The 23,378-nt window shown below is 70.5% G+C and carries 20 protein-coding genes; 4 read left to right on the top strand and 16 right to left on the bottom strand.

Annotated elements, in window-relative coordinates:
* Window positions 1-30: 30 nt before the first annotated feature.
* From purH to H516_RS0111130, 6 genes are all read right to left on the bottom strand, one after another.
* Window positions 31-1,641, bottom strand: a complete 1,611-nt coding sequence (gene purH, locus H516_RS0111155) for a bifunctional phosphoribosylaminoimidazolecarboxamide formyltransferase/IMP cyclohydrolase (RefSeq protein WP_022889795.1) — start codon at window positions 1,639-1,641, stop codon at window positions 31-33.
* Window positions 1,638-2,231, bottom strand: a complete 594-nt coding sequence (purN, locus tag H516_RS0111150; RefSeq protein ID WP_022889794.1) for a phosphoribosylglycinamide formyltransferase — start codon at window positions 2,229-2,231, stop codon at window positions 1,638-1,640. The genes purH and purN overlap by 4 nt, the downstream gene beginning before the upstream one ends.
* Window positions 2,232-2,240: 9 nt before the next feature.
* Window positions 2,241-3,521: a cell division protein PerM gene (locus H516_RS19705; RefSeq protein WP_022889793.1), complete on the bottom strand. Its 1,281-nt coding sequence runs from the start codon at window positions 3,519-3,521 to the stop codon at window positions 2,241-2,243.
* A 58-nt stretch (window positions 3,522-3,579) separates the two neighbouring features.
* Entirely contained in the window at window positions 3,580-3,777 is a 198-nt protein-coding gene (locus H516_RS0111140) for a hypothetical protein (RefSeq protein WP_022889792.1), read from the bottom strand.
* 62 nt (window positions 3,778-3,839) lie between these two features.
* Window positions 3,840-5,306 carry a hypothetical protein gene (locus tag H516_RS19700; RefSeq protein WP_022889791.1) on the bottom strand — a complete coding sequence of 489 codons (1,467 nt, stop codon included), beginning with the start codon at window positions 5,304-5,306 and terminating at the stop codon, window positions 3,840-3,842.
* 52 nt (window positions 5,307-5,358) lie between these two features.
* Complete coding sequence (locus H516_RS0111130) at window positions 5,359-5,910, bottom strand: hypothetical protein (protein ID WP_022889790.1); 552 nt, start codon at window positions 5,908-5,910, stop codon at window positions 5,359-5,361.
* Between the two features lie 388 nt (window positions 5,911-6,298).
* Here H516_RS0111130 and H516_RS19695 point away from each other — a divergent pair, with 388 nt between their 5' ends.
* Complete coding sequence (locus H516_RS19695; protein ID WP_245561800.1) at window positions 6,299-8,101, top strand: hemagglutinin; 1,803 nt, start codon at window positions 6,299-6,301, stop codon at window positions 8,099-8,101.
* A gap of 148 nt (window positions 8,102-8,249) precedes the next feature.
* Here the strand turns inward: H516_RS19695 and sucD are convergent, their stop codons facing one another.
* The gene (gene sucD / locus H516_RS0111120; protein WP_022889788.1) at window positions 8,250-9,158 is read right to left on the bottom strand and encodes a succinate--CoA ligase subunit alpha; all 909 of its coding nucleotides are present in this window, start codon (window positions 9,156-9,158) and stop codon (window positions 8,250-8,252) included.
* 20 nt (window positions 9,159-9,178) lie between these two features.
* Entirely contained in the window at window positions 9,179-10,345 is a 1,167-nt protein-coding gene (gene sucC / locus H516_RS0111115; protein ID WP_022889787.1) for an ADP-forming succinate--CoA ligase subunit beta, read from the bottom strand.
* A gap of 232 nt (window positions 10,346-10,577) precedes the next feature.
* Here sucC and H516_RS0111110 point away from each other — a divergent pair, with 232 nt between their 5' ends.
* On the top strand, window positions 10,578-11,300 hold the full coding sequence (locus H516_RS0111110) for a VIT1/CCC1 transporter family protein (protein WP_022889786.1): 723 nt from the start codon (window positions 10,578-10,580) through the stop codon (window positions 11,298-11,300).
* 15 nt (window positions 11,301-11,315) lie between these two features.
* Here the strand turns inward: H516_RS0111110 and H516_RS19690 are convergent, their stop codons facing one another.
* From H516_RS19690 to H516_RS19685, 3 genes are all read right to left on the bottom strand, one after another.
* The gene (locus tag H516_RS19690; RefSeq protein WP_084620644.1) at window positions 11,316-12,413 is read right to left on the bottom strand and encodes an FUSC family protein; all 1,098 of its coding nucleotides are present in this window, start codon (window positions 12,411-12,413) and stop codon (window positions 11,316-11,318) included.
* Window positions 12,410-14,902: an ATP-dependent helicase gene (locus H516_RS0111100; RefSeq protein WP_022889785.1), complete on the bottom strand. Its 2,493-nt coding sequence runs from the start codon at window positions 14,900-14,902 to the stop codon at window positions 12,410-12,412. Before H516_RS0111100 ends, H516_RS19690 begins: the two co-directional genes overlap by 4 nt.
* Window positions 14,903-15,067: 165 nt before the next feature.
* Window positions 15,068-16,123 (bottom strand): glycerophosphodiester phosphodiesterase family protein, encoded by a 1,056-nt coding sequence (locus H516_RS19685; RefSeq protein WP_022889784.1) that lies wholly within the window; start codon window positions 16,121-16,123, stop codon window positions 15,068-15,070.
* Window positions 16,124-16,279: 156 nt separating this feature from the next.
* On the opposite strand from H516_RS19685, the gene H516_RS0111090 reads away from it, so the two are divergent.
* Complete coding sequence (locus H516_RS0111090; RefSeq protein ID WP_022889783.1) at window positions 16,280-17,086, top strand: Bax inhibitor-1/YccA family protein; 807 nt, start codon at window positions 16,280-16,282, stop codon at window positions 17,084-17,086.
* A 275-nt stretch (window positions 17,087-17,361) separates the two neighbouring features.
* On the opposite strand, the gene guaA is transcribed toward H516_RS0111090, so the two are convergent.
* Genes guaA through H516_RS0111075 form a run of 3 tightly spaced genes read right to left on the bottom strand, consistent with a single transcriptional unit; the run spans window position 17,362 to window position 20,054 of the window.
* Window positions 17,362-18,945 carry a glutamine-hydrolyzing GMP synthase gene (gene guaA, locus H516_RS0111085; RefSeq protein ID WP_022889782.1) on the bottom strand — a complete coding sequence of 528 codons (1,584 nt, stop codon included), beginning with the start codon at window positions 18,943-18,945 and terminating at the stop codon, window positions 17,362-17,364.
* Entirely contained in the window at window positions 18,945-19,448 is a 504-nt protein-coding gene (locus H516_RS0111080) for a DUF3817 domain-containing protein (protein ID WP_022889781.1), read from the bottom strand. The genes guaA and H516_RS0111080 overlap by 1 nt, the downstream gene beginning before the upstream one ends.
* Before the next feature lie 9 nt (window positions 19,449-19,457).
* A complete protein-coding gene (locus H516_RS0111075; protein ID WP_022889780.1) occupies window positions 19,458-20,054 on the bottom strand; it encodes a TetR/AcrR family transcriptional regulator in 597 nt (198 codons plus the stop codon).
* Window positions 20,055-20,148: 94 nt separating this feature from the next.
* On the opposite strand from H516_RS0111075, the gene H516_RS0111070 reads away from it, so the two are divergent.
* Window positions 20,149-20,553: a VOC family protein gene (locus H516_RS0111070; protein ID WP_033197121.1), complete on the top strand. Its 405-nt coding sequence runs from the start codon at window positions 20,149-20,151 to the stop codon at window positions 20,551-20,553.
* Window positions 20,554-20,631: 78 nt separating this feature from the next.
* Here H516_RS0111070 and H516_RS0111065 read toward each other — a convergent pair whose 3' ends face one another.
* Window positions 20,632-21,456, bottom strand: coding sequence for an SURF1 family cytochrome oxidase biogenesis protein (locus H516_RS0111065; protein WP_026378686.1), 825 nt, complete (start codon window positions 21,454-21,456; stop codon window positions 20,632-20,634).
* 129 nt (window positions 21,457-21,585) lie between these two features.
* Window positions 21,586-23,316, bottom strand: coding sequence for a glycerol-3-phosphate dehydrogenase/oxidase (locus H516_RS0111060; RefSeq protein ID WP_022889777.1), 1,731 nt, complete (start codon window positions 23,314-23,316; stop codon window positions 21,586-21,588).
* Window positions 23,317-23,378 lie beyond the last annotated feature (62 nt).

The following is a 23,378-nucleotide window of genomic DNA, read 5'->3' as shown; positions in this document are numbered from 1 at the left end:
AGTGGGGCGGGCGCCGCCGCAGCGGGCGACTCAGTGGAAGAAGTGGCGCTCGCCCGTGAAGTACATCGTGACGCCGGCTGCGGCGGCCGCGGCCACGACCTCTTCGTCGCGCACCGAGCCACCCGGCTGCACGACCGCCTTCACACCCGCGTCGAGGAGGATCTGGAGTCCGTCGGCGAAGGGGAAGAACGCGTCGGATGCCGCGACCGAGCCCGCGGCGCGGTCGCCGGCCCGTTCGACCGCGAGCTTGCAGGAGTCGACTCGGTTGACCTGGCCCATGCCGACGCCCACCGAGGCACCGCCCGAGGCGAGCAGGATCGCGTTCGACTTGACCGCGCGGCAGGCCCGCCAGGCGAACTCGAGGTCGGCGAGGGTCTCGGCGTCGGCCGCCTCACCGGCGGCGAGCGTCCACTCGGCGGCGGGGGCGAAATGCCGGTCGGCCTGCTGCAGCAGCACGCCGCCCGAGATCTGCTTGAGCTCGACCGCGGTCGGCACGAAGCCCTCGGGCAGGGTGAGCAGGCGGAGGTTCTTCTTCTGCGTGAGGAGCTCGACGGCCTCGGCCTCGAACGCCGGTGCCACGAGCACCTCGGTGAAGATTCCTGCGACGGTCTCGGCCATCTCGCGGGTGACGGGGCGGTTCGCCGCGATCACGCCGCCGAACGCCGAGACCGGGTCGCACTCGTGTGCGCGGCGATGGGCGTCGGCGATCGGGTCGGCGGCGCCGGCCGCCGCCACGGCGATGCCGCACGGGTTCGCGTGCTTGATGATCGCCACGGCGGGCTCGTCGAAGTCGAAGGCGGCCCGCACCGCGGCATCCGCATCGACGTAGTTGTTGTAGCTCATCTCCTTGCCGTGCAGCTGCACCGCCTGGGCGATGCCCGGCCGCCCGCCCTGCGAGGAGTAGATCGCCGCCCGCTGGTGCGAGTTCTCGCCGTAGCGGAGATCGGCGTCTTTCAGCCAGGTGCCGCCGACCCACGCCGGGAAGGGCGAGACCTCGGCCGGCTGGTCGGGGGCGACGACACTGCCGATCCACGAGGCGACCGCGACGTCGTACGACGCGGTGTGCCGGAACGCCTCGCGGGCGAGTTCGCGCCGCTGCGCGAGCGTCGTGCCGCCCGCGGCGAGCGCGGCGGCGACCTCGTCGTAGCACTCGGGCGAGACCACGACGGCGACGTTCGCATGGTTCTTCGCCGAGGCGCGCACCATCGCGGGGCCGCCGATGTCGATCTGCTCGACGACGGCGTCGGGCGCGGCGCCCGAGGCGGCCGTCTCGACGAAGGGGTAGAGGTTCACGACCACGAGTTCGTACGGCGCGATGCCGAGTCCGGCGAGCTCGCGCTCGTGGTGCTCGAGCCGGAGGTCGGCGAGGAGGCCCGAGTGCACGGCGGGGTGCAGGGTGCGCACCCGACCGTCGAGGTGCTCGGGGTAGCCCGTGACCTCGGCGATCTGCGTGACGGGCAGCCCCGCGTCGGCGATCGCCTTGGAGGTGCCGCCCGTCGAGATGATCTCGACGCCGGCCTCGACGAGCGCGCCCGCGAGTTCGACGAGACCGCGCTTGTCGCTGACGGCGATGAGCGCTCGGCGCACCGGCACGAGGTCGCGTTCGCGGTAGAGGCTGGGGTCGATGGCGTGGCCGCTCATGATCGTGCGAGGCCTTTCAAGTCGAGGTGCGAATTGGCGATGTCGAGCACGGCCTGGATGAGCAGGCGCCGCTCGACGGGCTTGATGCGGTCGTGGAGGCTCGACTCGGTGTCGCCCGGCAGCACCGGGATGCGCTCCTGCGCGATGATGGGGCCGCCGTCGACGGAGTTGTCGACGACGATGAGGCTCGCCCCGGTCTGCGCGACCCCCGCGGCGAGCGCATCGCGCACGCCGTGCGCGCCCGGGAACTCGGGGAGGTATGCGGGGTGCGTGTTGATGAGCTGCGGCGAGAACGCGTCGACGACGGCGGGCGGCACGAGCCGCATGAGCCCCGAGAGCACGACGAGGTCGGGCTCCCAGCCACGCACCGCGTCGATGAGCGCGGCGCCCCAGGCGTCACGGTCGGGGTAGGCGGTGAAGGGCACCGTGAAGGTGGGCACGCCGAACTCCTCGCCGAGCACGAGACCGGATGCCTCGCGGTCGGCGCCGATCGCGACGACGCGCGCCGGGAACTCGGCGTCTTCGGCGGCTTCGAGCAGGGCCCGGAGGTTCGAGCCTCCACCTGAGATCAGGACGACGAGCTTCAGCACCCCTCGAGCCTACCGGCCGGGAGGGGTTCGAGACGGCCCGACGTCAATCGGCTCCCGGAGGCGAACCCACGCCGCCACGCCGCCCGCGATCGCGCCGATGCCGACCGTCGCCGCGGCCACGAGGGCGACGGCCCACGGGTCGGGACCGACGACGGCGAGGCGTCCGGGGCCCGCGGCTCCGCCCGACCACCACGCGAGCAGTCCCATCACGATTCCCGCGACGACGCCGGCACCGGCTCCCACGGCGACCGGATACCACCAGGGTGACGGTGCCGCGGCTCCATCGTCGCGCCGCACCTCCGCCGCGGCATCCCTCGCGAGCACGAACCATGCCCCCGCGAAGCCGAGCACGACCGGGACGAGAAGCCAGAGTGCGCCGAGCATCGGCGCATCGCCAGGCAGCGCACCGAGCAGGGGGATGCCGGGAATCGGCCCGAGCACGGTGCCGCCCGGTGCGACGGTCGTGCCCGCGCCGATCGCGAAGCCGGGCCCGAGCAGCCACGCCGCCGCCCAGATCACGAAGTTGGGGATGAACGCGAGCTCGACGACGGTGAGCAGGATGCCGCCGTCGACGCCCGCGCCGAGCGACTGGCTGAGTCCCGCGATCGTCGCGTAGTCGACGGCGATGAGCGCGGCCACGAGCACCGCGGCGACACCGAGCACGCCGATGGCGGCGGCGCCGCCGATCCGCACCGCCCGACGCACGGCGTCGACGGCGGCGGGCGGGAGCTCCTCGAGCCGCTCGCGCACCCAGCCGCCCGCGAGGTCGCCCTGATTCGCCTCCCGCAGGGTTTCGAGCACGGCGCCGACGGCGACACCGACCGCCATCACGAACGCGGGAAGCAGCATCGCCTGCCAGAGCGATGCCCTTGCCGCCTCGGCGTCGGCGGAGAGGCCGAGTACGGCGCCGACGATCGCGTAGACGACGATCGCCGAGATCGAACCGGTCATCGAGTGACCTGCGGCGGCCGATCGACGCCCGATGCGCCGGCCGACGGCGGCCGAGACCAGCGCGAAGCCGAGCAGTGCGATCGTGACCGGGAACGGCTCGCCGGCCCCCGGCACTCCCGTCCGCGCCGCCGCGACGGCGTCGATCTGGAGCACGAGGTCGACCCCGTGGCCGAGCAGCCAGAGGTCGGCGGCGCCCCGCAAGAATGCGGCCGCGTCGACCGCGAGGCCGAAATGCACCGCCCAGACGATGAGCAGCGGCACGAGCACGACGCCGAGGCCGATGAGCGCGGAGACGGCGGCTTCGAGGGCGGCCAGCAGGGCGATCGTCGTACGTCTCATGACCTCGCCGAGCCTAGCGGAACCCGCCGGGGAACCCGCCCGCCACGGCGGCGCGACGTCAGCTCGACTCGGGGCCGCCGACCGTGCTGCGATCGGGCGAGAGGAACACGACCGCGGCGGCGGTCACCCAGAGCGCAGCCCCGCCGAGCGCGACGATCAGCGCGACGAGGCCGAACCCGGCGAACTGCATCCACAGGAAGCCGCCGCCCATCGTCGCCACGCCGATCGCGATGAACGCACCCGGCACGCTCTTCATGGGGACCGTTCTGGAGACGCGAAGGCTCCACCTTCTGCCGACGACCGTCGAGGAACAGTTCTTCACGAACGCCCCTCGGTCGCGAGCAGCCCGTCGGATTCGTCGCCATCGGCTGCGGCGGCCGCCCCGGCTGTCCCAGATTTCCCGCCGGAGGCGTCGTCGCCGGGCTCCGAGAGCGGCTCCGCCGCATCAGTCTCGCCGGGCGCGTCGGCGGGCCGGCGAAGCACCTCGAGGACGAGCAGCGCGAGGAGCGCGAGGAGGACGGTCGTCACGACCGAGGCCGTCGTCACCGGCCGGCTGAGCAGGATGACCGCGGTGGCGATGAGGGCGATCGCTCCGGCGATCACCCCGTGCGAGCGGTCGAGCGCGCGGCCGAACGAGCCCGTCGAGAGCCCGTGGCGGTCGCCGGCGCGTCGAAGCGCGGCGAAGCCGCTTCCCGCGAATCCACGGAGTGAGCGAGCCGGCGCCCAGGGCCCCGCGACCCAGGCGATCACCGCGGCGAACAGTCCGAGCACGAGCAGCGCGATGGTCGTCGAACGCATCGCCTCGGTGAGCTGCGCGTAGACGACCGTCGCGGCGTCGCCCGGAATGATGCTCGGGCTGAGGGCCGCGAGGAAGACCACCTTGCCGACTTCGAAGCCCGCCGCGAGGAGGGCCATCATGAGGGCGAATCCGCCCGCCGTCCAGACGAACGCCGTCGATCGGCGCTTCGCGACGAAGACGCCGGCGACGAGGAACGCGAGCGCGACCCAGGGCAACCAGGTGCCGATGCCGACCGCGAACCCGTACAGCGTCTTGACGAGCACGAAGGCGTCGCCCTGCGCGATGACGATGCTCTGATCGATGGTCGGGATCGCGTCGGCGAAGCCGACTCCGCGCTCCGAGAGGCGCTCCTTCACCGCCTCGATGATCGGGCCGATCTGCACCGACAACGATCCGTCGCCGCCGATCTCGAGCATCGCGTCGGGGTCGCCCTGCACGGCCGCGACGAACTGCGTGTGCGTCGTCTGCAGCGCCGTGCGCCAGATGTCGGCGAAGGCGTCGGAGCTCACGAGACGGTGCACCACATCGGCGACGAGCGACTGCAGTCCCTGCGTCGCGGGGGCCTCGAGGAGGCCGAGCGCCGTTTCGGCGCGCGGCGGCAGATCGAGGGCGCGGATGCCGTCGAAGAGGTCGGCGGTGAGCTGCGGGATGTCGACCTCGCGTTCGATGGCCGCCGTCACCTGGTCGGAGACGTACTCCTGCACCTCGGGGTCCTCGGCGAGCGGGGCGAAGGTCTGCACGAAGCGGTCGGTGTCGACGAGCTCGAGACGGGCCCAGCCGGCGACGACGGCGACCGGCGCGAGCAGCAACCCGACCACCACGAGCACGACCGCGACGACGGTGCGGCCCCGACCGCGACCGCGACGGCCCTCGGCGGCGGCCGGCGTTCCGGACACGATCGTCGTCTCTGCGCTGCGGAGGCGCGCGTTCTCAGACTCGAGTTCGGCCACCCGGGCCTCGAGCTCGGCACTGGTCATCTTCGTCATGTGTCCCCCTCAGGCACGACGATAGCGGTTCGGGCGGTCACTCGGTGCGGGATCAGTGGATGACGGCCTTCAAGACGATCATGACGAGCCCGAAGGCCGCTGTGGTGAGCGCGCCGAGCAGCTGCATCGGCCAGGGTGCACCGCGGCGACGGTAGGCGATGAACCCGAGTGCTGCGAGCACCACGACACCGACCCAGAGCGCCAACCAGATCGTGAGGGCGTCGGGCACGACCCGCGTCGCTCCGAGCAGGAGGATCGACGACGGCAGCAGCGCGGAGGCGAGCAGCCCGAGCGAGTGGCGGAGCGCCGTCGCGAAGGCCTGCCTGAGCGGCATCACGTGATCGACGGCGAGGCCGTGGCGGGCGACCGTGCCTGCATAGACATGCGCGGCCCAGAACACCACGACGGTGATGACCACGATCCAGAAGACCTCCCACGAACTCGACCCGTGGGCGCCCGCCACCACGATCATGCCTGAGACGAGCACGACGCCGTAGACCGACTCCTCGGTCACGAAAGCGGTTCGGACGAGTTGATCGCGCAGTTCGGCGGCGCTCGTCCGCCACCGGGGCGCGGGCCCGGCATCCGAATCTTCGACCTTCATCCAGCCACCTTCTCACGCGCGTCGCGAAGAGCCCCCCGTTCTGGGTTATGAGATTCTCTCAATTTCACTGTCGGACTGCGCCCCATCGGAGTAGCGTGCGGAGTGAAAACCTGAGACTCCCCCGGGTCCGATGCATCCCGCCACCGCCTCACCCACGGCGGCGAGAGACGACCGTCACCCGCACGCCCTGCCACGCCCGCGCACTGCCGCCCCAACCCATCGCCCCCGACGGGATCGACCGGGCCATCCGGACCGGTCGAAATGCGCGAACCTGGAGGCGACGATGCCACTGCGCACCCACTCGACGCGAGGGTCCTGGAGGACTTCGCGGACACGAAAAGCGCTCGCTGCAACGGCCGCGGGCTCTCTCGCGGTCGGAATGATCCTGATGGCGGGCCCCGCCCTCGCGGCAGACGGCCCGTTCGACATCGACGGCACCGTGCCCGATGCCGGCACCACCGAGATCGCAGATCCGTTCGGCAGCGTGAAGGAACTCGGCCCGCTCAACTCGAGCAGCACGAAGATCGGCGTCATCCACAACGACGCCGTCCCGACGCTCGGCGAGACCAACCCGAACGCCCAGGTCGACCTGCGTCGAGCATGGCTGGACACCGAGCGCGAAGGAGACAAGGACTGGCTGTACTTCGCCTGGGAGCGTGACAAGAACACCGGCAGCGGCTTCATCGCCTACGAGTTCATGCAGGACCCGGCGCCCGCCGAATGCGCGTACGAGACGTCGACCCCAGCGCAACTGATCGCCGGCTGCAATCCTTGGGAGAACCGCAGAGCCGGTGACTTCCTGATCCTCTGGGATCAACAGGGCGGCAGTCTCGACCGGTACCTCCGAATCTGGAGCGGCACCGCGCCGAACCTGACCCTGGGCTCGCCGATCCCACTCGACGACACGGTGTCGGAGGTGGCCTACAGCGATGACGGGTTCCGCGGTGAGGCCGCCGTCAACCTGACGGACACCATCTTCGGTGGGTCCACCGCGTGTCTCTCCTTCGCCAACACCATTCCGAGCACGGTGACCGGCAACTCCGACACCGCCGACTACAAGGACACGATCCTCGCGACGACGCCGCCGATCAGCAACTGCGAATCGACCACGGTGACCACACCGAAGACCGGTGCCGGGGCCGGCATCCCCGCTGGAGGCCTGTCGATCGGCACCGGCGTCGTGTCGGTGAAGGACTCGGCTGTCGTGAGCCTGACGGGCGGCACCGCCACTCCGGCGGGCTCGGTGGCGTTCCACCTCTGCAAGGTCGACTCACCCGATTTGTGCGACACCGGAGGAACGAGCGTCGGCTCGACGAACCTCAGTGGTGCTGCGTACCCGGCGACGGTCTCGTCGCCGACCGCCTACGTCACGTCCGCCGGCCGGTACTGCTGGCGCGCGGAGTTCAGCGGCGACGCAGCCAACGGCATCCCCGGCTCCAGCGATGCGAGCGCGACGGAGTGCTTCGTGGTGAACCCGGTCGATGCGACCTTGGCGACCACCGCTGGTGCGGACGTCCTCCTCGGCAACGCCGTCACGGACTCGGCCGAACTGGACGGGACGGCCAGCCAACCGGCCGACCCGGTCATCAATCTCGACGGCACGGCCGGCGACCCGGCCGGAGGCACGATCACCTTCACGCTGTACGGGCCGGATGATTGCGAGACCGTCGCCTTCACCTCGGACCCCGTGGACGTCAGCGGCGACGGCGACTACGACTCACCTGAGTTCACGCCGACAACTCCCGGCGAGTATCACTGGGTAGCTGTGTACAGCGGGAACCTGCCGAACACCGTCGGACTCACCCACAACACCGGATGCACCGATGTCGACGAGGATGTGGTGGTCAACACCGTGCCCTCGACGTTGTCGAGCGCGCAGAAGTGGGTGCCGAACGACTCGGTGACGGTGTCGGCCGGTGCAGGCGGCGATATGGCAGGCACTGTCTCGTTCGCACTGTACGCGACGGCCGACTGCACCGGGAGCGCGGTCTACAGCACGACGGCGGCCGTGGCCGGCGCGTCTCCGCAGACCGTGTCCACGTCCAACACCACGCCCGTGCTGGCGTCCGGCTCGTTCTCGTGGAAGGTGAGCTACGACAGCACCAACCTGGCTCAGGAGGACATCGGTGCCACTTGCCACGAGACGTCGGTGCTGACCATCACCAACGGAGGCGACATCAGCAGCGACTGAGTGGGGTCATGAACCCGCTCGTCGCCGAGGACTGAACCGAACGGCCGGGGTGCGCCCCCGATCCACCCCGCCGAACGGCAGAACCCCGCAGGCCTTCGCCTGCGGGGTTCTGTCGGTTCAGCCGGGATGCCCGGCCGCGGTCTCGTGCCTACGCGCCGAGTGCCGCGTAGACCTCGCGCAGCAGTTGCGCGGTCTCGCTGGGGGTCTTGCCGACCTTGACACCGGCGGCCTCGAGGGCCTCCTTCTTGGCCTGCGCGGTACCGGCCGAGCCCGAGACGATGGCGCCCGCGTGGCCCATCGTCTTGCCCTCGGGTGCGGTGAAGCCCGCGACGTAGCCGACGACGGGCTTCGTGACGTTCGCCTTGATGAAGTCGGCCGCGCGCTCTTCGGCGTCGCCGCCGATCTCGCCGATCATGACGATGGCCTTCGTCTCGGGGTCGGCCTCGAACGCGGCGAGCGCGTCGATGTGCGTGGTGCCGATGATCGGGTCGCCGCCGATGCCGATGGCGGTCGAGAAGCCGAGGTCGCGCAGCTCGTACATCATCTGGTAGGTCAGCGTGCCCGACTTCGAGACGAGCCCGATCGGGCCCTTGCCCGTGATGTTCGCCGGGGTGATGCCGACGAGCGACTCACCGGGGCTGATGATGCCGGGGCAGTTCGGGCCGATGATGCGGGTCTTCTCGCCCTTCTCCTTGGCGTAGGCCCAGAACTCTGCAGAGTCTTGCACCGGGACGCCCTCGGTGATGATGACGAGCAGCGGGATCGACGCGTCGATGGCCTCGATCACGGCGTCCTTCGTGAAGGCCGGGGGCACGAACGCGATCGAGACGTCGGCGCCGGTCTGCGCCATTGCCTCGGCCACGGAGGCGAACACCGGGAGCTCGACGGGGCTGCCCGAGGCATCCGTGTGCAGCACCGTGGTGCCCGCCTTGCGGGCGTTCACGCCGCCGACCACCTGGGTGCCGGCCGCGAGCATGCGCGCGGTGTGCTTCGAGCCCTCGCCGCCGGTGATGCCCTGGACGATGACCTTGGAGTCCTTGTTGAGGAAGATCGTCATTTGTCTGTTCCTTCTCGCGACTACGCGGCGTTCGCCAGCTCGGCGGCCTTGTCGGCGCCCTGGTCCATGTTCTCGGCGAGGGTGACGAGCGGGTGCGCCGCCTCCTCGAGGATGCGCCGGCCCTCGGCGACGTTGTTGCCATCGAGGCGCACGACGAGCGGCTTGTTCGCGGCGTGGCCGAGCTCGGCGAGCGCCCCCACGATGCCCTTGGCGACCTGGTCGCACGCGGTGATGCCGCCGAAGACGTTCACGAACACGCTCTTGACCTGCGGGTCGCCGAGGATGATGCCGAGGCCGTTGGCCATGACCTCAGCCGAGGCGCCGCCGCCGATGTCGAGGAAGTTCGCGGGCTTCACGTTGCCGTGGTTCTCGCCCGCGTAGGCGACGACGTCGAGGGTCGACATGACGAGGCCCGCGCCGTTGCCGATGATGCCAACCTCGCCGTCGAGCTTGACGTAGTTGAGGTCGAGCGCCTTCGCAGCGGCCTCGAGCGGGTCGGCCGCGTCCTTGTCTTCGAGGAGCGCGTGGTTCTGGTGACGGAACTCGGCGTTCTCGTCGAGCGAGACCTTGCCGTCGAGGGCGATGACGTTGCCGTCTTCGTCGAGGATGAGCGGGTTGACCTCGACGAGGGTCGCGTCTTCGCCCGTGTAGACCTCGTAGAGCTTCACGAAGACGTCGGCGACCTTGTCGACGAGCTCGGCGGGGAAGTTCGCGGCGACCGCGATCTCCTTCGCCTTCTCGACGGTCACACCCGCGATCGGGTCGACCTCGATGCGCGCGAGCGCCTCGGGCTTCTCGACGGCCAGCACCTCGATCTCCATGCCGCCCTCGACGCTCGTGAGCGAGAGGTACGAGCGGTTGGCCCGGTCGAGCAGCACCGAGAAGTAGAACTCCTGCGCGATGCGGGCGCCGCCGGCGACCATGACGCGCTTGACGACGTGGCCCTTGATGTCGAGGCCGAGGATGGCCTTCGCCGCCTCGTACGCCTCGTCGGGGGTCTTCGCAACCTTGACGCCGCCGGCCTTGCCGCGGCCGCCGGTCTTCACCTGGGCCTTGACCACGACGACGCCGCCGAGCTTCTCGGCGGCCGCACGCACCTCGTCGGGGGTGTCGGCGACGATGCCCGGGAGCACCGGGACCCCGTACTGCTCGAACAGGTCTCTGGCCTGGTACTCGTAAAGATCCACGCTCTACTTCCAATCGGTCCGCACGCGCGATCGCGCACAGGGGCTGGTGGGTTTCGGCCCGGAGGGCGACGAAAAACATCTCGACGTCAAGATAAGTGGGCCATCCACCATGCTACTCCCCGCGCCGGGACGCCGAGAATCGACCGGATGCCACGGTGTCCGGCCGCCCGGACGGCAGGGCTCGCCGCGACCGCTCCCGACCGGCGGCGGCCCTCGGTGTGACACTTCGGACATGACGGATGCCTCGAACGAACCGACCCACGGCGCCGATCCCCACGACGCGAACGTGCCAGAGAAGCTCAACTGGCTGCGCGCCGGAGTGCTCGGGGCGAACGACGGCATCATCTCGGTCGCCGCACTCGTCGTCGGTGTCGCCGCGGCCACGACGGACGTCGCCGCGATCGTGATCGCGGGCGTCGCGTCGGTTGTCGCCGGGGCGATCTCGATGGGCCTCGGCGAGTACGTCTCGGTCTCGACCCAGCGCGACACCGAGAACGCACTCATCGCGAAGGAGACGGGTGAACTCGCCGAGATGCCCGAGCAGGAACTCGCCGAACTCGCCGGCATCTACCGGGCCAAGGGCCTCAGCGACGAGACCGCCGAACGCGTCGCCCGCGAACTGACCGCGCACGATGCGCTCGCCGCGCACCTCGAGGCCGAACTCCACATCTCCCAGAACGAGGTCGTGAACCCATGGCATGCGGCGGGGGCATCCGCGCTGTCCTTCCTCGTCGGAGCCGTGCTGCCGATGCTGGCGATCCTCCTGCCGCCGCCCGAGTGGCGCATCGCGACGACGTTCGTCGCGGTCATCGTGGCGCTCGCGATCACCGGCTGGCTCTCGGCGTGGATCGGCGGGGCCCCGCGCGGCCGGGCCATCGTGCGGGTCGTCACCGGAGGGGCGCTCGCGCTCGTCGTGACCTGGGTGATCGGTGCGGCGCTCGGCGGGGTGGTCTAGTCTCGCTCCGGTGGGTCAGCCGTCGCGAGGGCCGATGCTCGGCGTCGCCGTCGTCGGGGGCGGCATGGGCACTACCTCGACGAGGCGGCGCGCCGCGAGCACCATGACGACGCCGACCGCCGCGCCGAGCGCGGTCTCGAGCACGCGGTCGCCGATGAGCTCGGCGATCGGCGCGGGCGAGGCGAGGTGGGCGACCGTGAGCGCCAGCGGCGTCACGAAGACGAGCGCCGTGCCGTAGTGCCGGGTGACGAGCAGCTCGGCGGCGAACTGGCAGACGGCGACGACCGCGACGAGCACCCAGACCGGCGGCTCGGGCCACAGCACGAGCGCGGTCACGACCACCCCGGCGATCGTGCCGAGGACCCGGTGCACGGCACGAGAGACGGTGTGCGCGGCGCGCGCCGGCGGAATGACGGCGATCGCGCTGACCACCGCCCAGTAGGGATGCCCGATGCCGAGCGCGAGCGCGATGGCGCCGGCGAGGAGCGCGGCGAGCACGTTCTGCGCGACATTGAGCCAGAGGCGCGGATCGGTGTACCCGCGACGTCGACTCGGAGTGCGCCGCGGCAACGATCTGAATGCACGCTCGGCCCGGCTCCCCGAGAGCCGACGCAGCAGCCAGCCCGACATCGCGAGCAACCAGGCGAACGCGGCCGCCGCCCAGGCGACGCCCCAGCGCTGCCAACCCGTGCCGTCGTCGACGGGCTGTGCCGCGCAGACGAGCAGCCCGAACACGGCGAACAGCGGCGTCGACGGCGTCACGCCGAGCATGTTGAACCCCACGATGACGGCGACGATGACGATGACGAGGGCACCGGCCTCGATCACGACCGGCGCGTCGGCGACCGACAGCAGGATGCCGAGCCCCGTCGCAGCGAGCTGGGCCGCCGCAGCCGCGCTCACGGTGCGCAGTCGAGTTCGGTAGGGCTCGCTGCGACCGAAGATGGCGACCATGCCGCCGAACGCGGCGTACGAGGCCCAGTCGACCCGGCCGACGGCGACCAGGATGGCGAGCGGCACCGCTGCGGCGATCGCCGCGCGCAGGGCCACCTCGATGTCGAGCGCGCGCAGCGCGCCCGCCCAACGGACGAACCGGTCGCGGGCCGGGTTCACAGCTTCTCGATGGGCGCGATCTTGATGAGGAGCTTCTTCTGGCCGGCGCGGTCGAACGACACATGCGCGATGCGCTTCGTGCCCTCGCCGGTGACCTGCGTGACCTTGCCCTCGCCGAAGTCGGCGTGCCGGATGCGGTCACCCGCCTCGAGCGTGAGGTCGCCGTTGTCGCGCACGGTGCCGGTGACCTTGTTCGCCCACTCGGTCTTCGGCTTCTCGGAGCGGGTGACGCTGAAGCGCTCGAGGTCGCGGTCGCGGGTGCCCCAGGCGCCGCCACCCGCTGCCCCGCCCTGACCGAAGCCGCGGCGGGCGTTGAGCGCCCGCGGCTGCGAGCCTCCGCGGCTCGTCGCCATGCCGGGCGACTGGCGCCAGTCGATGAGCCCCTCGGGGATCTCTTGGAGGTACCGCGAGGGCATCGCGACCGCGACCTCGCCGAACTGGGCACGGCTCATCGCGAGCGAGAGGTAGAGGCGTTTGCGGGCGCGGGTGATGCCGACGTAGAAGAGCCGCCGCTCTTCGGCGGGGCCGCCCGGCTCGGAGGCCGACATCTGGTGCGGAAGCAGCCCCTCTTCGATGCCGGTGAGGAAGACGGCGTGGTATTCGAGCCCCTTCGCCGTGTGCAGCGTCATCAGCGAGACCGTGCCCGAGGCGTCGTCGAGTTCGTCGGCGGCGGCGACGAGCGAGACCTGCGTGAGGAAGTCGACGAGCGTGGCGCCGGGGTTCTCGCGGTCGAAGTCGCGGGTCTGGGCCACGAGCTCCTCGACGTTCTCGGCGCGCGTCTCGTCTTGCGGGTCGCGGCTGTTGCGGAGCGCGTCGAGGAGGCCGGAGCGCTCCATCAGGAAGACGAGCACCTCGGAGATCTTCGACGCGCCCTCGTTCGTTCCGGCATCGATGCCCGCCTGCGAGGGCACGAGCATCGCGGCCGCCTCGTCGAGCACGTCGGCGAGCGCCGAGATCGCCCCGGTGACCTTCGGCCCGAGCCCGAGCCCGCCGGCCGAGCGCATCGCCTGCCGGAACGTCAGGTCGTTCTGCTCGGCGAACTGCGCGATGGTCGTCTCGGTCGCCGGGCCGATGCCGCGCTTCGGGGTGTTCAGGATGCGGCGGAGCGCGAGCTCGTCGAGTGGGTTCGCGACGGCGATGAGATAGGCCATCGCGTCTTTGATCTCGGCGCGCTCGTAGAACTTCGTGCCGCCGACGACGCGGTAGGGCAGCGCCGAGCGCACGAAGATCTCTTCGAGCGCACGGGTCTGCGCGTTGGTGCGGTAGAACACGGCGATGTCGCGGTAGGCGACGCCCGAGCGGTGCAACGACTCGATTTCGTCGGCGATGAACTGCGCCTCGTCGTGCGCGGTGTACCCCGTGTAGCCGACGATCTGCTCGCCGTCTCCGTCGGCCGTCCAGAGTTTCTTCTCTTTGCGGTCGAAGTTGTTCGAGATGACGGCGTTGGCTGCCGACAGGATGTTCTGCGTCGACCGGTAGTTCTGCTCGAGCAGCACCACCTTGGCACCCGTGAAGTCGCGCTCGAACTCGGAGATGTTGCGGATGTCGGCACCGCGGAACGCGTAGATCGACTGGTCGGAGTCGCCGACGACGGTGAGGCTCGCCCCGGGGATCGCGCCCGTCGCATCGGTCATTCCCCGCACGAGGATGCCGTGGCTGTCGAGCTCGGTGACGATCGCCGGCTCGACCGGCCGGGTCAGCTCGCGGATGAGCGAGTACTGCGCGTGGTTCGTGTCTTGGTACTCGTCGACGAGGATGTGCCGGAACCGCCGCTGGTAGAGCGCCGCGACCTTCGGGAACGCACGGAAGAGATAGACCGTCTCGGCGATCAGGTCGTCGAAGTCGAGGGCGGATGCCTCGCGCAGGCGCCGCGTGTACTGCCGGAAGATCTCGAGGAACATGACCTCTTGCGGGTCGTTCATGTTCGCATTGCGTGCGTAGCTCTCGACATCGGCCAGCTCGTTCTTGAGCTTCGAGATCTTCGACTGGGCACTCGCGGGAGTGAAGCCCATGGTGTCGGCGTCGAGGCCCTTGATGATGCGCTTCAGGATCGTGCGCTGGTCGGCCGAGTCGTAGATCGTGAACGTCGAGGAGAGGCCGAGCGACTCGGCCTCGCGACGAAGGATGCGCACGCACGCCGAGTGGAACGTCGAGATCCACATGCCCGACGCGCTGTCGCCGAGCAGCGCCTGCACGCGCTCGCGCATCTCGGCGGCGGCCTTGTTCGTGAAGGTGATCGCGAGGATCTGGCTCGGCCACGCCTCGCGCGTCTCGATGAGGTGCGCGATGCGGTGCGTGAGCACCCGAGTCTTGCCTGAGCCGGCGCCCGCGACGATCAGGAGCGCCGGGCCGCGGTACTCGACCGCCTCTTTCTGCTGGGGGTTGAGACCCTCGGTGAGCGGCGAACCGGCGCCTGAGGGGTCGTCGGAGCGTGCCGTAGGCGCCTCGCGCCAGCCGGCCGGGTCGTCGGGGTCGAGGATCAGCGTCATGTCGCCTTCAAGTCTAGGCGCGGCCCCTGACACGAGACTCGCTGGTCGAGGAGCGCCGACGCGGAGCGGCGACGCGTCTCGAAACCCGGCAGCGTTCGAGCCCGGGTCGCGGTCCTCGAGACGCGTCCGACTCCGCCGGGCGCTCCTCGACCGCCTGGATTCTCGCTACCGGGCCTGCTCCGTGAACTCCCGCCGCGCCTCGACCCCGAGATCGGGGTGGTCTACGAAGATGCCGTCGATCCCGGTCGCGAGCGCCTCGGCGAACTCGGCCGCCCAGTCGCCGTAACCGGCTCGCGCGGAACCGCGTCGACGCGCCGACGCGAGGAACCGGTTCTCAGGGCGAAGCGTCCACGTGTACACGTCGAGCCCCGCGGCGTGCGCCGCCGCGACGAGCGCCGCACCGCGCAAGGGCGACCCCGTGGCATCCGATGAACGTCGGGGCGCCGGGCCGACGAGCCGGGCCTTGCCGACGCTCACTCCGTCGAAGCGGCCGGCGAGGCCGCGCAGCCCCCGCTCGGTCACGAAGTCGTCGTAGCGCGGCGCGCGGCGCCCCTCGGCGAGCACGAGGTCCCAGGGGGCGCCCGAGTTCTCGATGAGGAACACCCGGCGCCCTCGGATGCCACGAGCCCCGAGCCGGTCGAGCAGGGTCGGCTCGAACGCCTCCATGATCAGGCGCTCGTCGCCCGCACCCCACCCGGCGGCGCCGAGCTCGGCGGCGAACAGCTCGTCGAGCGGAAGCCCGAGCGCGTCGAAATGGGCGGCGTGCTTGAACTCGGCCACCATCCGGAGCATCCGCCGCTGCTCGTCGGCCGCGCGGTCGATGAGCTCGAACAGCTCGCGCAGGCGGATGATCGGGTATCGGCCGTCGAAGCTCGCGCTCGCGTGCCGCAGCGCGCCGAGCCGCTCGCGTGACCGCAGGGTCGCGAGCTCCGCCCACGTGAAGTCCTCGGTGAACCAGCCCGTGAGCGGCTTGCCGTCGATCTCGCGCGTGGTGCGGCGACCCGCGAACTCGGGGCGCGACGCGACATCCGTGGTGCCCGAGATCTCGTTCTCGTGCCGCAGCACGAGCACGCCGTCGCGCGTCGCGACGAGGTCGGGCTCGACCGCGTCGGCGCCGAGCGCGAACGCGAGCTCGTACGCCGACTTGGTGTGCTCGGGACGGTAGCCCGGGGCGCCGCGGTGGCCGATGACGAGCGGGCGCGGGGCCAGATCGAGCTGCATGGGCCCAGCGTAGCCAGCACCGCCGTCGCTTCCGCGGAATTCCGCGAGAACTCACGGCGTTGTCTCGGAGTATTCAGGTAGGTTTGTTCACGGCACGGATGCCGCATCCGGTCGCCGATCCCCCGCATCCGACGACAGCCGAAAGCAGAGGAAACCATGGCTCTCGACAATCCCGCATTCTCGCGGAACTCCGCCTTCTCGCAGCAGGGAGCCGTGGCCGCAGCGCAGGACGTCTCGGCCCAGCAGCTGCAGGAGATGTACAACCAGCCCTCGACGCCGCCCGCGGGCGAGACGATGACGGTCGAGTCGACGCTCGGCAAGTCGGTCGCCGGCTTCGGCCTCCTCCTCGTCGGCGCCGCCCTCGGCTGGCTGACGGTCGAGAGCGTGCCCTTCCTCTGGATCGGCGCCGGCATCGTCGGCTTCGTCCTCGCCCTCGTCAACACCTTCAAGCGCGAGCCGTCGGCCGGCCTCATCCTCGCCTACGCGGGCGTGCAGGGCGTCTTCGTCGGCGGCATCTCGGCCTGGTACGAGATGATGTACGGCGGCGGCATCGTGGCTCAGGCCGTCATCGCGACGCTCGTCGTCTTCGGCGTGACGCTCGCGCTGTTCGCGTCGGGCAAGATCCGGGCGTCGAAGAAGGCGACGAAGGTATTCATGATCGCGATGGTCGGATACCTCGTGTTCTCGCTCATCAACATGGGTCTCATGCTCTTCGGCGTGAACGACGACCCTTGGGGCATGCGCGGCGCCGACATCATGGGCATCCCGTTCGGACTCATCCTCGGCGTGCTCGTCGTCATCATGGCCGCCTACTCGCTCGTGCTCGACTTCGACTTCATCCAGCAGGGCGTGCGCAACCGCGCCCCGAAGAAGTACGAGTGGACCGGCGTCTTCGGCATCATGGTCACGGTCATCTGGCTCTACCTCGAGATCCTCCGCATGATCGCGATCGCGCGCGACTAGCGATTCCCGCACACACTCGAACGGCCGCCCCAGGGCGGCCGTTCGTCGTTTCGGGCGCGTTCGCCCGAGCAGCCCGCCGCTGAGTGTCGTGACGAGTCGTCGGCGCGGCGCCTCGACACACGGCACCAGCGGCCTGCCCCGTCGGCGATCCGGCCGGCGGTGCTGACGACTCGTCATGCCCTCGCACTGCTCGCGGCGCAGCCCGCGGGCCACCCCCGAGACGCCGAAGGGCGCCGGCCACGCGGCCGGCGCCCTTCGCGCACGTCAGGAGCGGGTCACTCCCACTCGATGGTCCCCGGCGGCTTCGACGTGACGTCGAGCACGACGCGGTTGACCTCGCGCACCTCGTTCGTGATGCGATTGCTGATCCGAGCGAGCACGTCGTACGGCAGGCGGGTCCAGTCGGCGGTCATCGCGTCCTCCGACGAGACGGGGCGCAGCACGATCGGGTGGCCGTAGGTGCGGCCGTCGCCCTGCACGCCGACCGAGCGCACGTCGGCGAGCAGCACGACCGGGCACTGCCAGATCTCCTGGTCGAGGCCGGCGGCGCTCAGCTCTTCGCGAGCGATCGCGTCGGCGTCGCGCAGCAGCTCGAGCCGGTCGCGGGTGACCTCGCCGACGATGCGGATGCCGAGCCCGGGGCCGGGGAACGGCTGGCGGCCGACGATCGCCTCGGGCAGGCCCAGCTCGCGGCCGATGGCGCGTACCTCGTCCTTGAAGAGGGTGCGCAGCGGTTCGACGAGCTCGAACTGCAGGTCTTCGGGAAGGCCGCCGACGTTGTGGTGGCTCTTGATGTTCGCGGTGCCCGAACCGCCGCCCGACTCGACGACGTCGGGATACAGCGTGCCCTGTACGAGGAACTTGATGGGCGTGCCGTCGGCGGCGGCCTCGGCGAGCAGGTCGCGCTCGGCGGCCTCGAACGAGCGGATGAACTCGCGCCCGATGATCTTGCGCTTCTCCTCGGGGTCGGTCACCCCGGCGAGCGCGTCGAGGAACGTGTCCTCCGCGTCGATCGTGACGAGGCGCACCCCGGTCGCGGCGACGTAGTCGTTCTGCACCTGCTCGCGCTCGCCCTTGCGGAGGAGGCCGTGGTCGACGAAGACGGCGGTGAGCTGGTCGCCGACGGCCTGCTGCACGAGCGCCGTGGAGACGGCCGAGTCGACGCCGCCCGAGAGGGCCGAGATGACGCGGGCGGAGCCGACCTGCTCGCGGATGCGGGCGACCTGCTCGGCGATGACGTTGCCCGGGTTCCAGTCGGCGGGGATGCCGGCGGCGCGGTGCAGGAAGTTCTCGATGATGCCCTGGCCGAACGGCGAGTGCTTGACCTCGGGGTGCCACTGCACGCCGTAGAGCTTGCGCTCGTCGTTCGCGAAGGCGGCGACGGGGGTCGAGGCGGTCGAGGCGAGCACCTCGAAGCCCTCGGGCGCACGGGCGACCGAGTCGCCGTGGCTCATCCACACCGTCTGGGCGGCGGGCTGCTCGACGACGAGGGGGTTGCCCGAGCCATCCGCGACGGTCGCATCGGTCGCGCCGTACTCGCGCTGGCCGGTGTGCGCGACCTCGCCGCCGAAGTGCTGGGCCATCACCTGGAAGCCGTAGCAGATGCCGAGCGTCGGCACGCCGAGCTCGAGGACGGCCTCGTCGAGGCGGGGCGCGCCCTCCTCGTAGACCGACGACGGCCCGCCCGAGAGCACGATGCCGATGGGGTTCTTCGCGCGCACCTCGTCGGCCGTGATCGTGTGCGGCACGATCTCGGAATAGACGGATGCCTCGCGCACTCGCCGTGCGATCAGCTGCGCGTACTGCGCGCCGAAGTCGACGACGAGAACGGGCCGCTGCTCGGTCTGCTGGTCGGTCACTACTGGGCCTCCACGGAATCGGGGGTGGTTTCGGATGCCTCGGGGGCGGCGCTCGCGGCGGCCGCCTCTGCGGATTCGCGGCGGTCGAGGTACGCGGTCACCTCACGTGCGACGCGAACCTCGAGGAAGAACGAGAGGAAGGGGATGATGCCGCCGAGAGCGATCAGGATGAACCGGCCGAAGTGCCAGCGCATGAGGCTCCAGAGCCGGAAGTCGCTGAAGAGGTACACGACGTAGAACCAGCCGTGGGCGATGAGGATGCCGGTCGAGAGGTTCACTCCGGAGCCGGTCGACTCGAGGCCGGCCGCCGTCTCGATGACCGGCTCGAAGCTCAGCAGCCCATTGGGCCCGAATGCGAAGAGCTCGAGGTGCCACACGTACTTCAGCAGCATCTCGGCGCAGAGCAGGAGCAGCATGACGCCGGTGATCACCGAGGCGACCTTGTAGAACTTCAGCGCCCCGCGAATGCGCGGCAGATCGGCGGATTTCGGCTCGAGGGGCATGGGTACATTCTACGTGGCCGCGGCTGGGCGCAGACCCAGCAGGAACCGGGCCAGGGTCTCGACGGCGTCGTCGATGCCGCGAGCGGGGTCGGGCGAAGCCGCATTGGCGATCGCGACCTCGTTGAGCGCACCGGAGAGCATCGTCGAGACGGTGTCGAGCGAGCTGGTCTCGATCACCCCGGCGGCGACGAGTTCCGCGACGCCCTCGTCGAGCAGACGCACGCTCGTGTCGAGGTCGCCCTCGCGCCACTCGCCCCAGCCGAGCACGGCCGGGCCCTCGATCAGCAGGATCCGACGCACCTCGGGCGCGAGGCTCGCCTCGAGGAAGGCGCGGCACCCCGCGAGGAAGTCGTCGAGCACGTCGCCGTGGCCGGTCGAGGCCTGTTCGACCGCCTGTGCGACCCCGTGCTGCGCCTGCTCGACGACAGCCTGGAACAGCCCCTGCTTGCTGCCGAAGTGGTGGTAGAGCGCGCCGCGGGTGAGCCCGGCCTCGGTCATCAGCTCTTCGAGCGCGACGCCCGCGTAACCGTGCTCGGCGAACCGAGCGGTCGCGAGCCGCACGATCTCGGCCCGCGTGCGTTCGCGCTGCTCCGCCTTCGTCGCCATGCGACCCTCCCTGCTTGACATACACACTGTACGTCAGTCACGCTGAGGAAAGATACATACAGCCTGTATGCATCTGCGAGAAGGAGAAGAGATCATGCTCACCGGCTGCTACCCCGTCCTCTGCACCGCGGATGTCTCCGCGAGCGCGCGCTTCTACCGCGAGCACTTCGGATTCGCGACCACCTTCGAATCCGACTGGTACGTGAGCCTCCGCCACCCCGACCGCGGTCACGAGCTCGCACTGCTCGACGCCAGCCACGAGTCGATCCCCGCCGGGTACGGCGAAGCCGCCCGCGGCATGCTCGTGAACCTCGAGGTCGATGACGTCGACGAACTCGCGGCCCGACTCGACGCCGCCGGGGTGCCGACCGTACAGGCGCTCCGCAGCGAGGCCTTCGGCCAGCGTCACGTGATCGTGCGCGATCCGGGCGGAGTGCTCGTCGACGTGATCACCGAGATCGAGCCCGCCCCCGAGTTCGCGGCGGCGTTCGGTCGCTGAGCCGGGCGGATGCGCGACGCGGCACAGCCCGCGCGGTTCGACCGGGCGGCCGTGCCGGCCGACCGGGGTCGGCTCGGGCTATCCGGCGTCGACCGGGGCGTGGCCGGCGGCCGCCTCGGCCTCTGCCGCCTCCTCCCGCTCGCGCTCGACGGCGTCGCGCACGAGCCGGTACCAGAGGTAGATCGCGAAGCCCGCGAACACGACCCACTCGACCGCGTAGAAGATGTTCAGCCAGTTGAGCTCGGTGTTCTGCTGGGGCGGCGGCGAGTAGATCGCCTCGAGCCCCTCGACCGGCTCGGCTGCGGTCACATACCCGAAGTACACGGGCCGGTCGTCGTAGTCGACCCAGACGTTCACGAGCTGCGCGACCGCGACCGAGCGCATGAGGAAAGGGTCTTCGTCGTCGGCGGGGGCGACCGGTGCTTCACTCGGCAGGAACCGACCGACGATCGCCACCCGCGCTTCGGGATCGATCGAGGCGTCGAACCGATCGGCTGCGGCCTGCGCCGCCTGCGCATCGGGGGCCCAGCCGAGTGCGACCGGCAGGCCTCCCTCCGGGGCATCCGCAACCTCGAGATGCGCGACCGCCCAGTAGCCCGAGGTGCCGTCGTTGCGGCGGTCGGCCACCAGCACGGTGTCGCCCGGCACGAATGCCCCGGCGACCTCGACTTTCTGGCCGGTCACGGCCTGCGCGGTCGGGGCGCCGGGCTCGGCGACGCCCGCGAACGGCCGCAGCTCCTCGGTCGGATGCTCGACGACCACGGCCTGCTCGACCGCCCGCTCGAGCTGCCATTGGCCGAGCACCGCGAACGCCGCCGCGATGCCGAGTGCGAGGAGGAGTGCGAGCACCCAGCGGGGGCGCACCATCATGCGCACGGTGGCGCGTCGGGACTCGGCTGACACGATGGACAAGCCTACCCGGCCCCACCTGTGCGTGCCCTCGGCCCCAGCACCACCGAACCCCGTTCACGTGAATGGGCCCGGATGCACCGGGTTCACGCACGAGAACGGGGTTCGGTCGGGCTGCCGGGTTCAGTCGACCTTCACGATGTCAGGCGCCTCGAGCCGCACCCGGTCGGCCGATTCGTCATCGGGCTGCTCCTGCGAGGCGCGTTCGGCGGCGACGCGTTCGAGGTAGCGCTCGACCTCGAGCGTCTCGCGCGCCGCATCCCAGCCGAGCACCTCGCCCATCAGCTTCGCCGCGACCGGCGCGGCCGAGACCCCGCGATCCCAGGCCTCGATCGAGATGCGGGTGCGCCGCGCGAGCACGTCGTCGAGGTGCAGCGCGCCCTCGTGCGAGGCCGCGTACACGACCTCGGCGGCGAGGTAGTCGTCGGCCCCCGGCAGCGGTTCGCCGAGACGCGGGTCGCTGCGGATCAGGTCGAGCAGTTCATCGGTCAACGTGCCGTAGCGGTTCAGCAGGTGTTCGATGCGCACCTTGTGCACGTCGAAGGCCTGCGCGATCTTGCCGCGCTTGTTCCACGCGGCCTGATAACCCTCTGCACCGAGGAGCGGGATGTCCTGCGTGGTCGACGGCGGGACTCGGCCGTCGAGCGCGTCGACGGCGGCGTCGATCGCGTCCTTCGCCATCACCCGGTACGTGGTCCATTTCCCGCCCGCGATGACGACGAGCCCCGGCACGGTGTGCGCGACGAGGTGCTCTCGCGAGAGCTTCGAGGTCTGGTCGCTCTCGCCGGCGAGGAGCGGCCGGAGCCCGGCGTACACGCCCTCGACGTCTTCGCGCGTGAGCGGGATCGAAAGCACCCGGTTGACGTGTTCGAGCAGGTAGTCGATGTCGGCGGCGGTCGCCGCCGGGTGCGCCTTGTCGAGGTTCCAGTCGGTGTCGGTCGTGCCGATGAGCCAGTGACGGCCCCACGGAATGACGAACAGCACGCTCTTCTCGGTGCGGAAGATCATGCCCATCGCCGACTGGATGCGGTCGCGAGGCACCACGAGGTGGATGCCCTTCGACGCGCGCACCTTGAACGTGCCGCGTTCGCCGACCATGCGCTGCGTGTCGTCGGTCCAGACGCCGGTCGCGTTCACGACCTGCTTGGCGCGAACCTCGAAGTGCTCATCGGTCTCGAGGTCGTGCGCCGTCACCCCGACGACGCGCTCGCCCACCTTGATGAAGCCGTCGACCTTCACGCGGCTCGCGACGTGCGCGCCGTAGAAGCTCGCGGTTCTCGCGAGGGATGCCACGTAGCGGGCGTCGTCGACCTGGGCGTCGTAGTACGTGAGGCCGCCGACGAGGGCGTTCGGCGCGAGCGAGGGGATGGCACGCTGCACCTGCCGCTTCGAGAGATGCCGGTGGTGCGGCACGCCCGGCGGCCGGCCGCCGGTGTAGCTGAAGATGTCGTAGAGCAGCATGCCGGCGCCGACATAGAAACGCTCGATGACCCGCTTCTGGAGCGGATAGAGGAACCTGACGGGCTTCACGAGGTGCGGCGCGATGCGTTGCAGCAGGAGCCCGCGTTCGATGAGCGCCTCGCGCACGAGGCGGAAGTCGAGCTGTTCGAGATAGCGGATGCCGCCGTGCACGAGTTTCGACGATCGGCTGGACGTGCCCGAGGCCCAGTCGCGGGCCTCGAGCAGCCCGGTCGAGAGCCCTCGGGTGACGGCGTCGAGCGCGGCACCCGTGCCGACGATTCCGCCGCCCACGACGAGGATGTCGAGTTCTTTCTCTTTGAGCCGGGCGATCGCGGCCGCGCGTTCCTCGGGTCCGAGCTTCTGCGAACGCGTCACCGACTTGTTCCGAGCCATCGTGCCACCCCATCCCCGCGGCCTCGTGGCTGGGCCGCGTGATCCGGTTCCACGCTACCCGA

It is taken from the genome of Agromyces italicus DSM 16388, from assembly GCF_000421545.1.
In the GTDB taxonomy this organism is placed as follows: Bacteria; Actinomycetota; Actinomycetes; order Actinomycetales; family Microbacteriaceae; genus Agromyces; species Agromyces italicus.
Note: the sequence above shows the minus strand (reverse complement) of the source record. Positions and strands in the feature narration are given on the sequence as shown.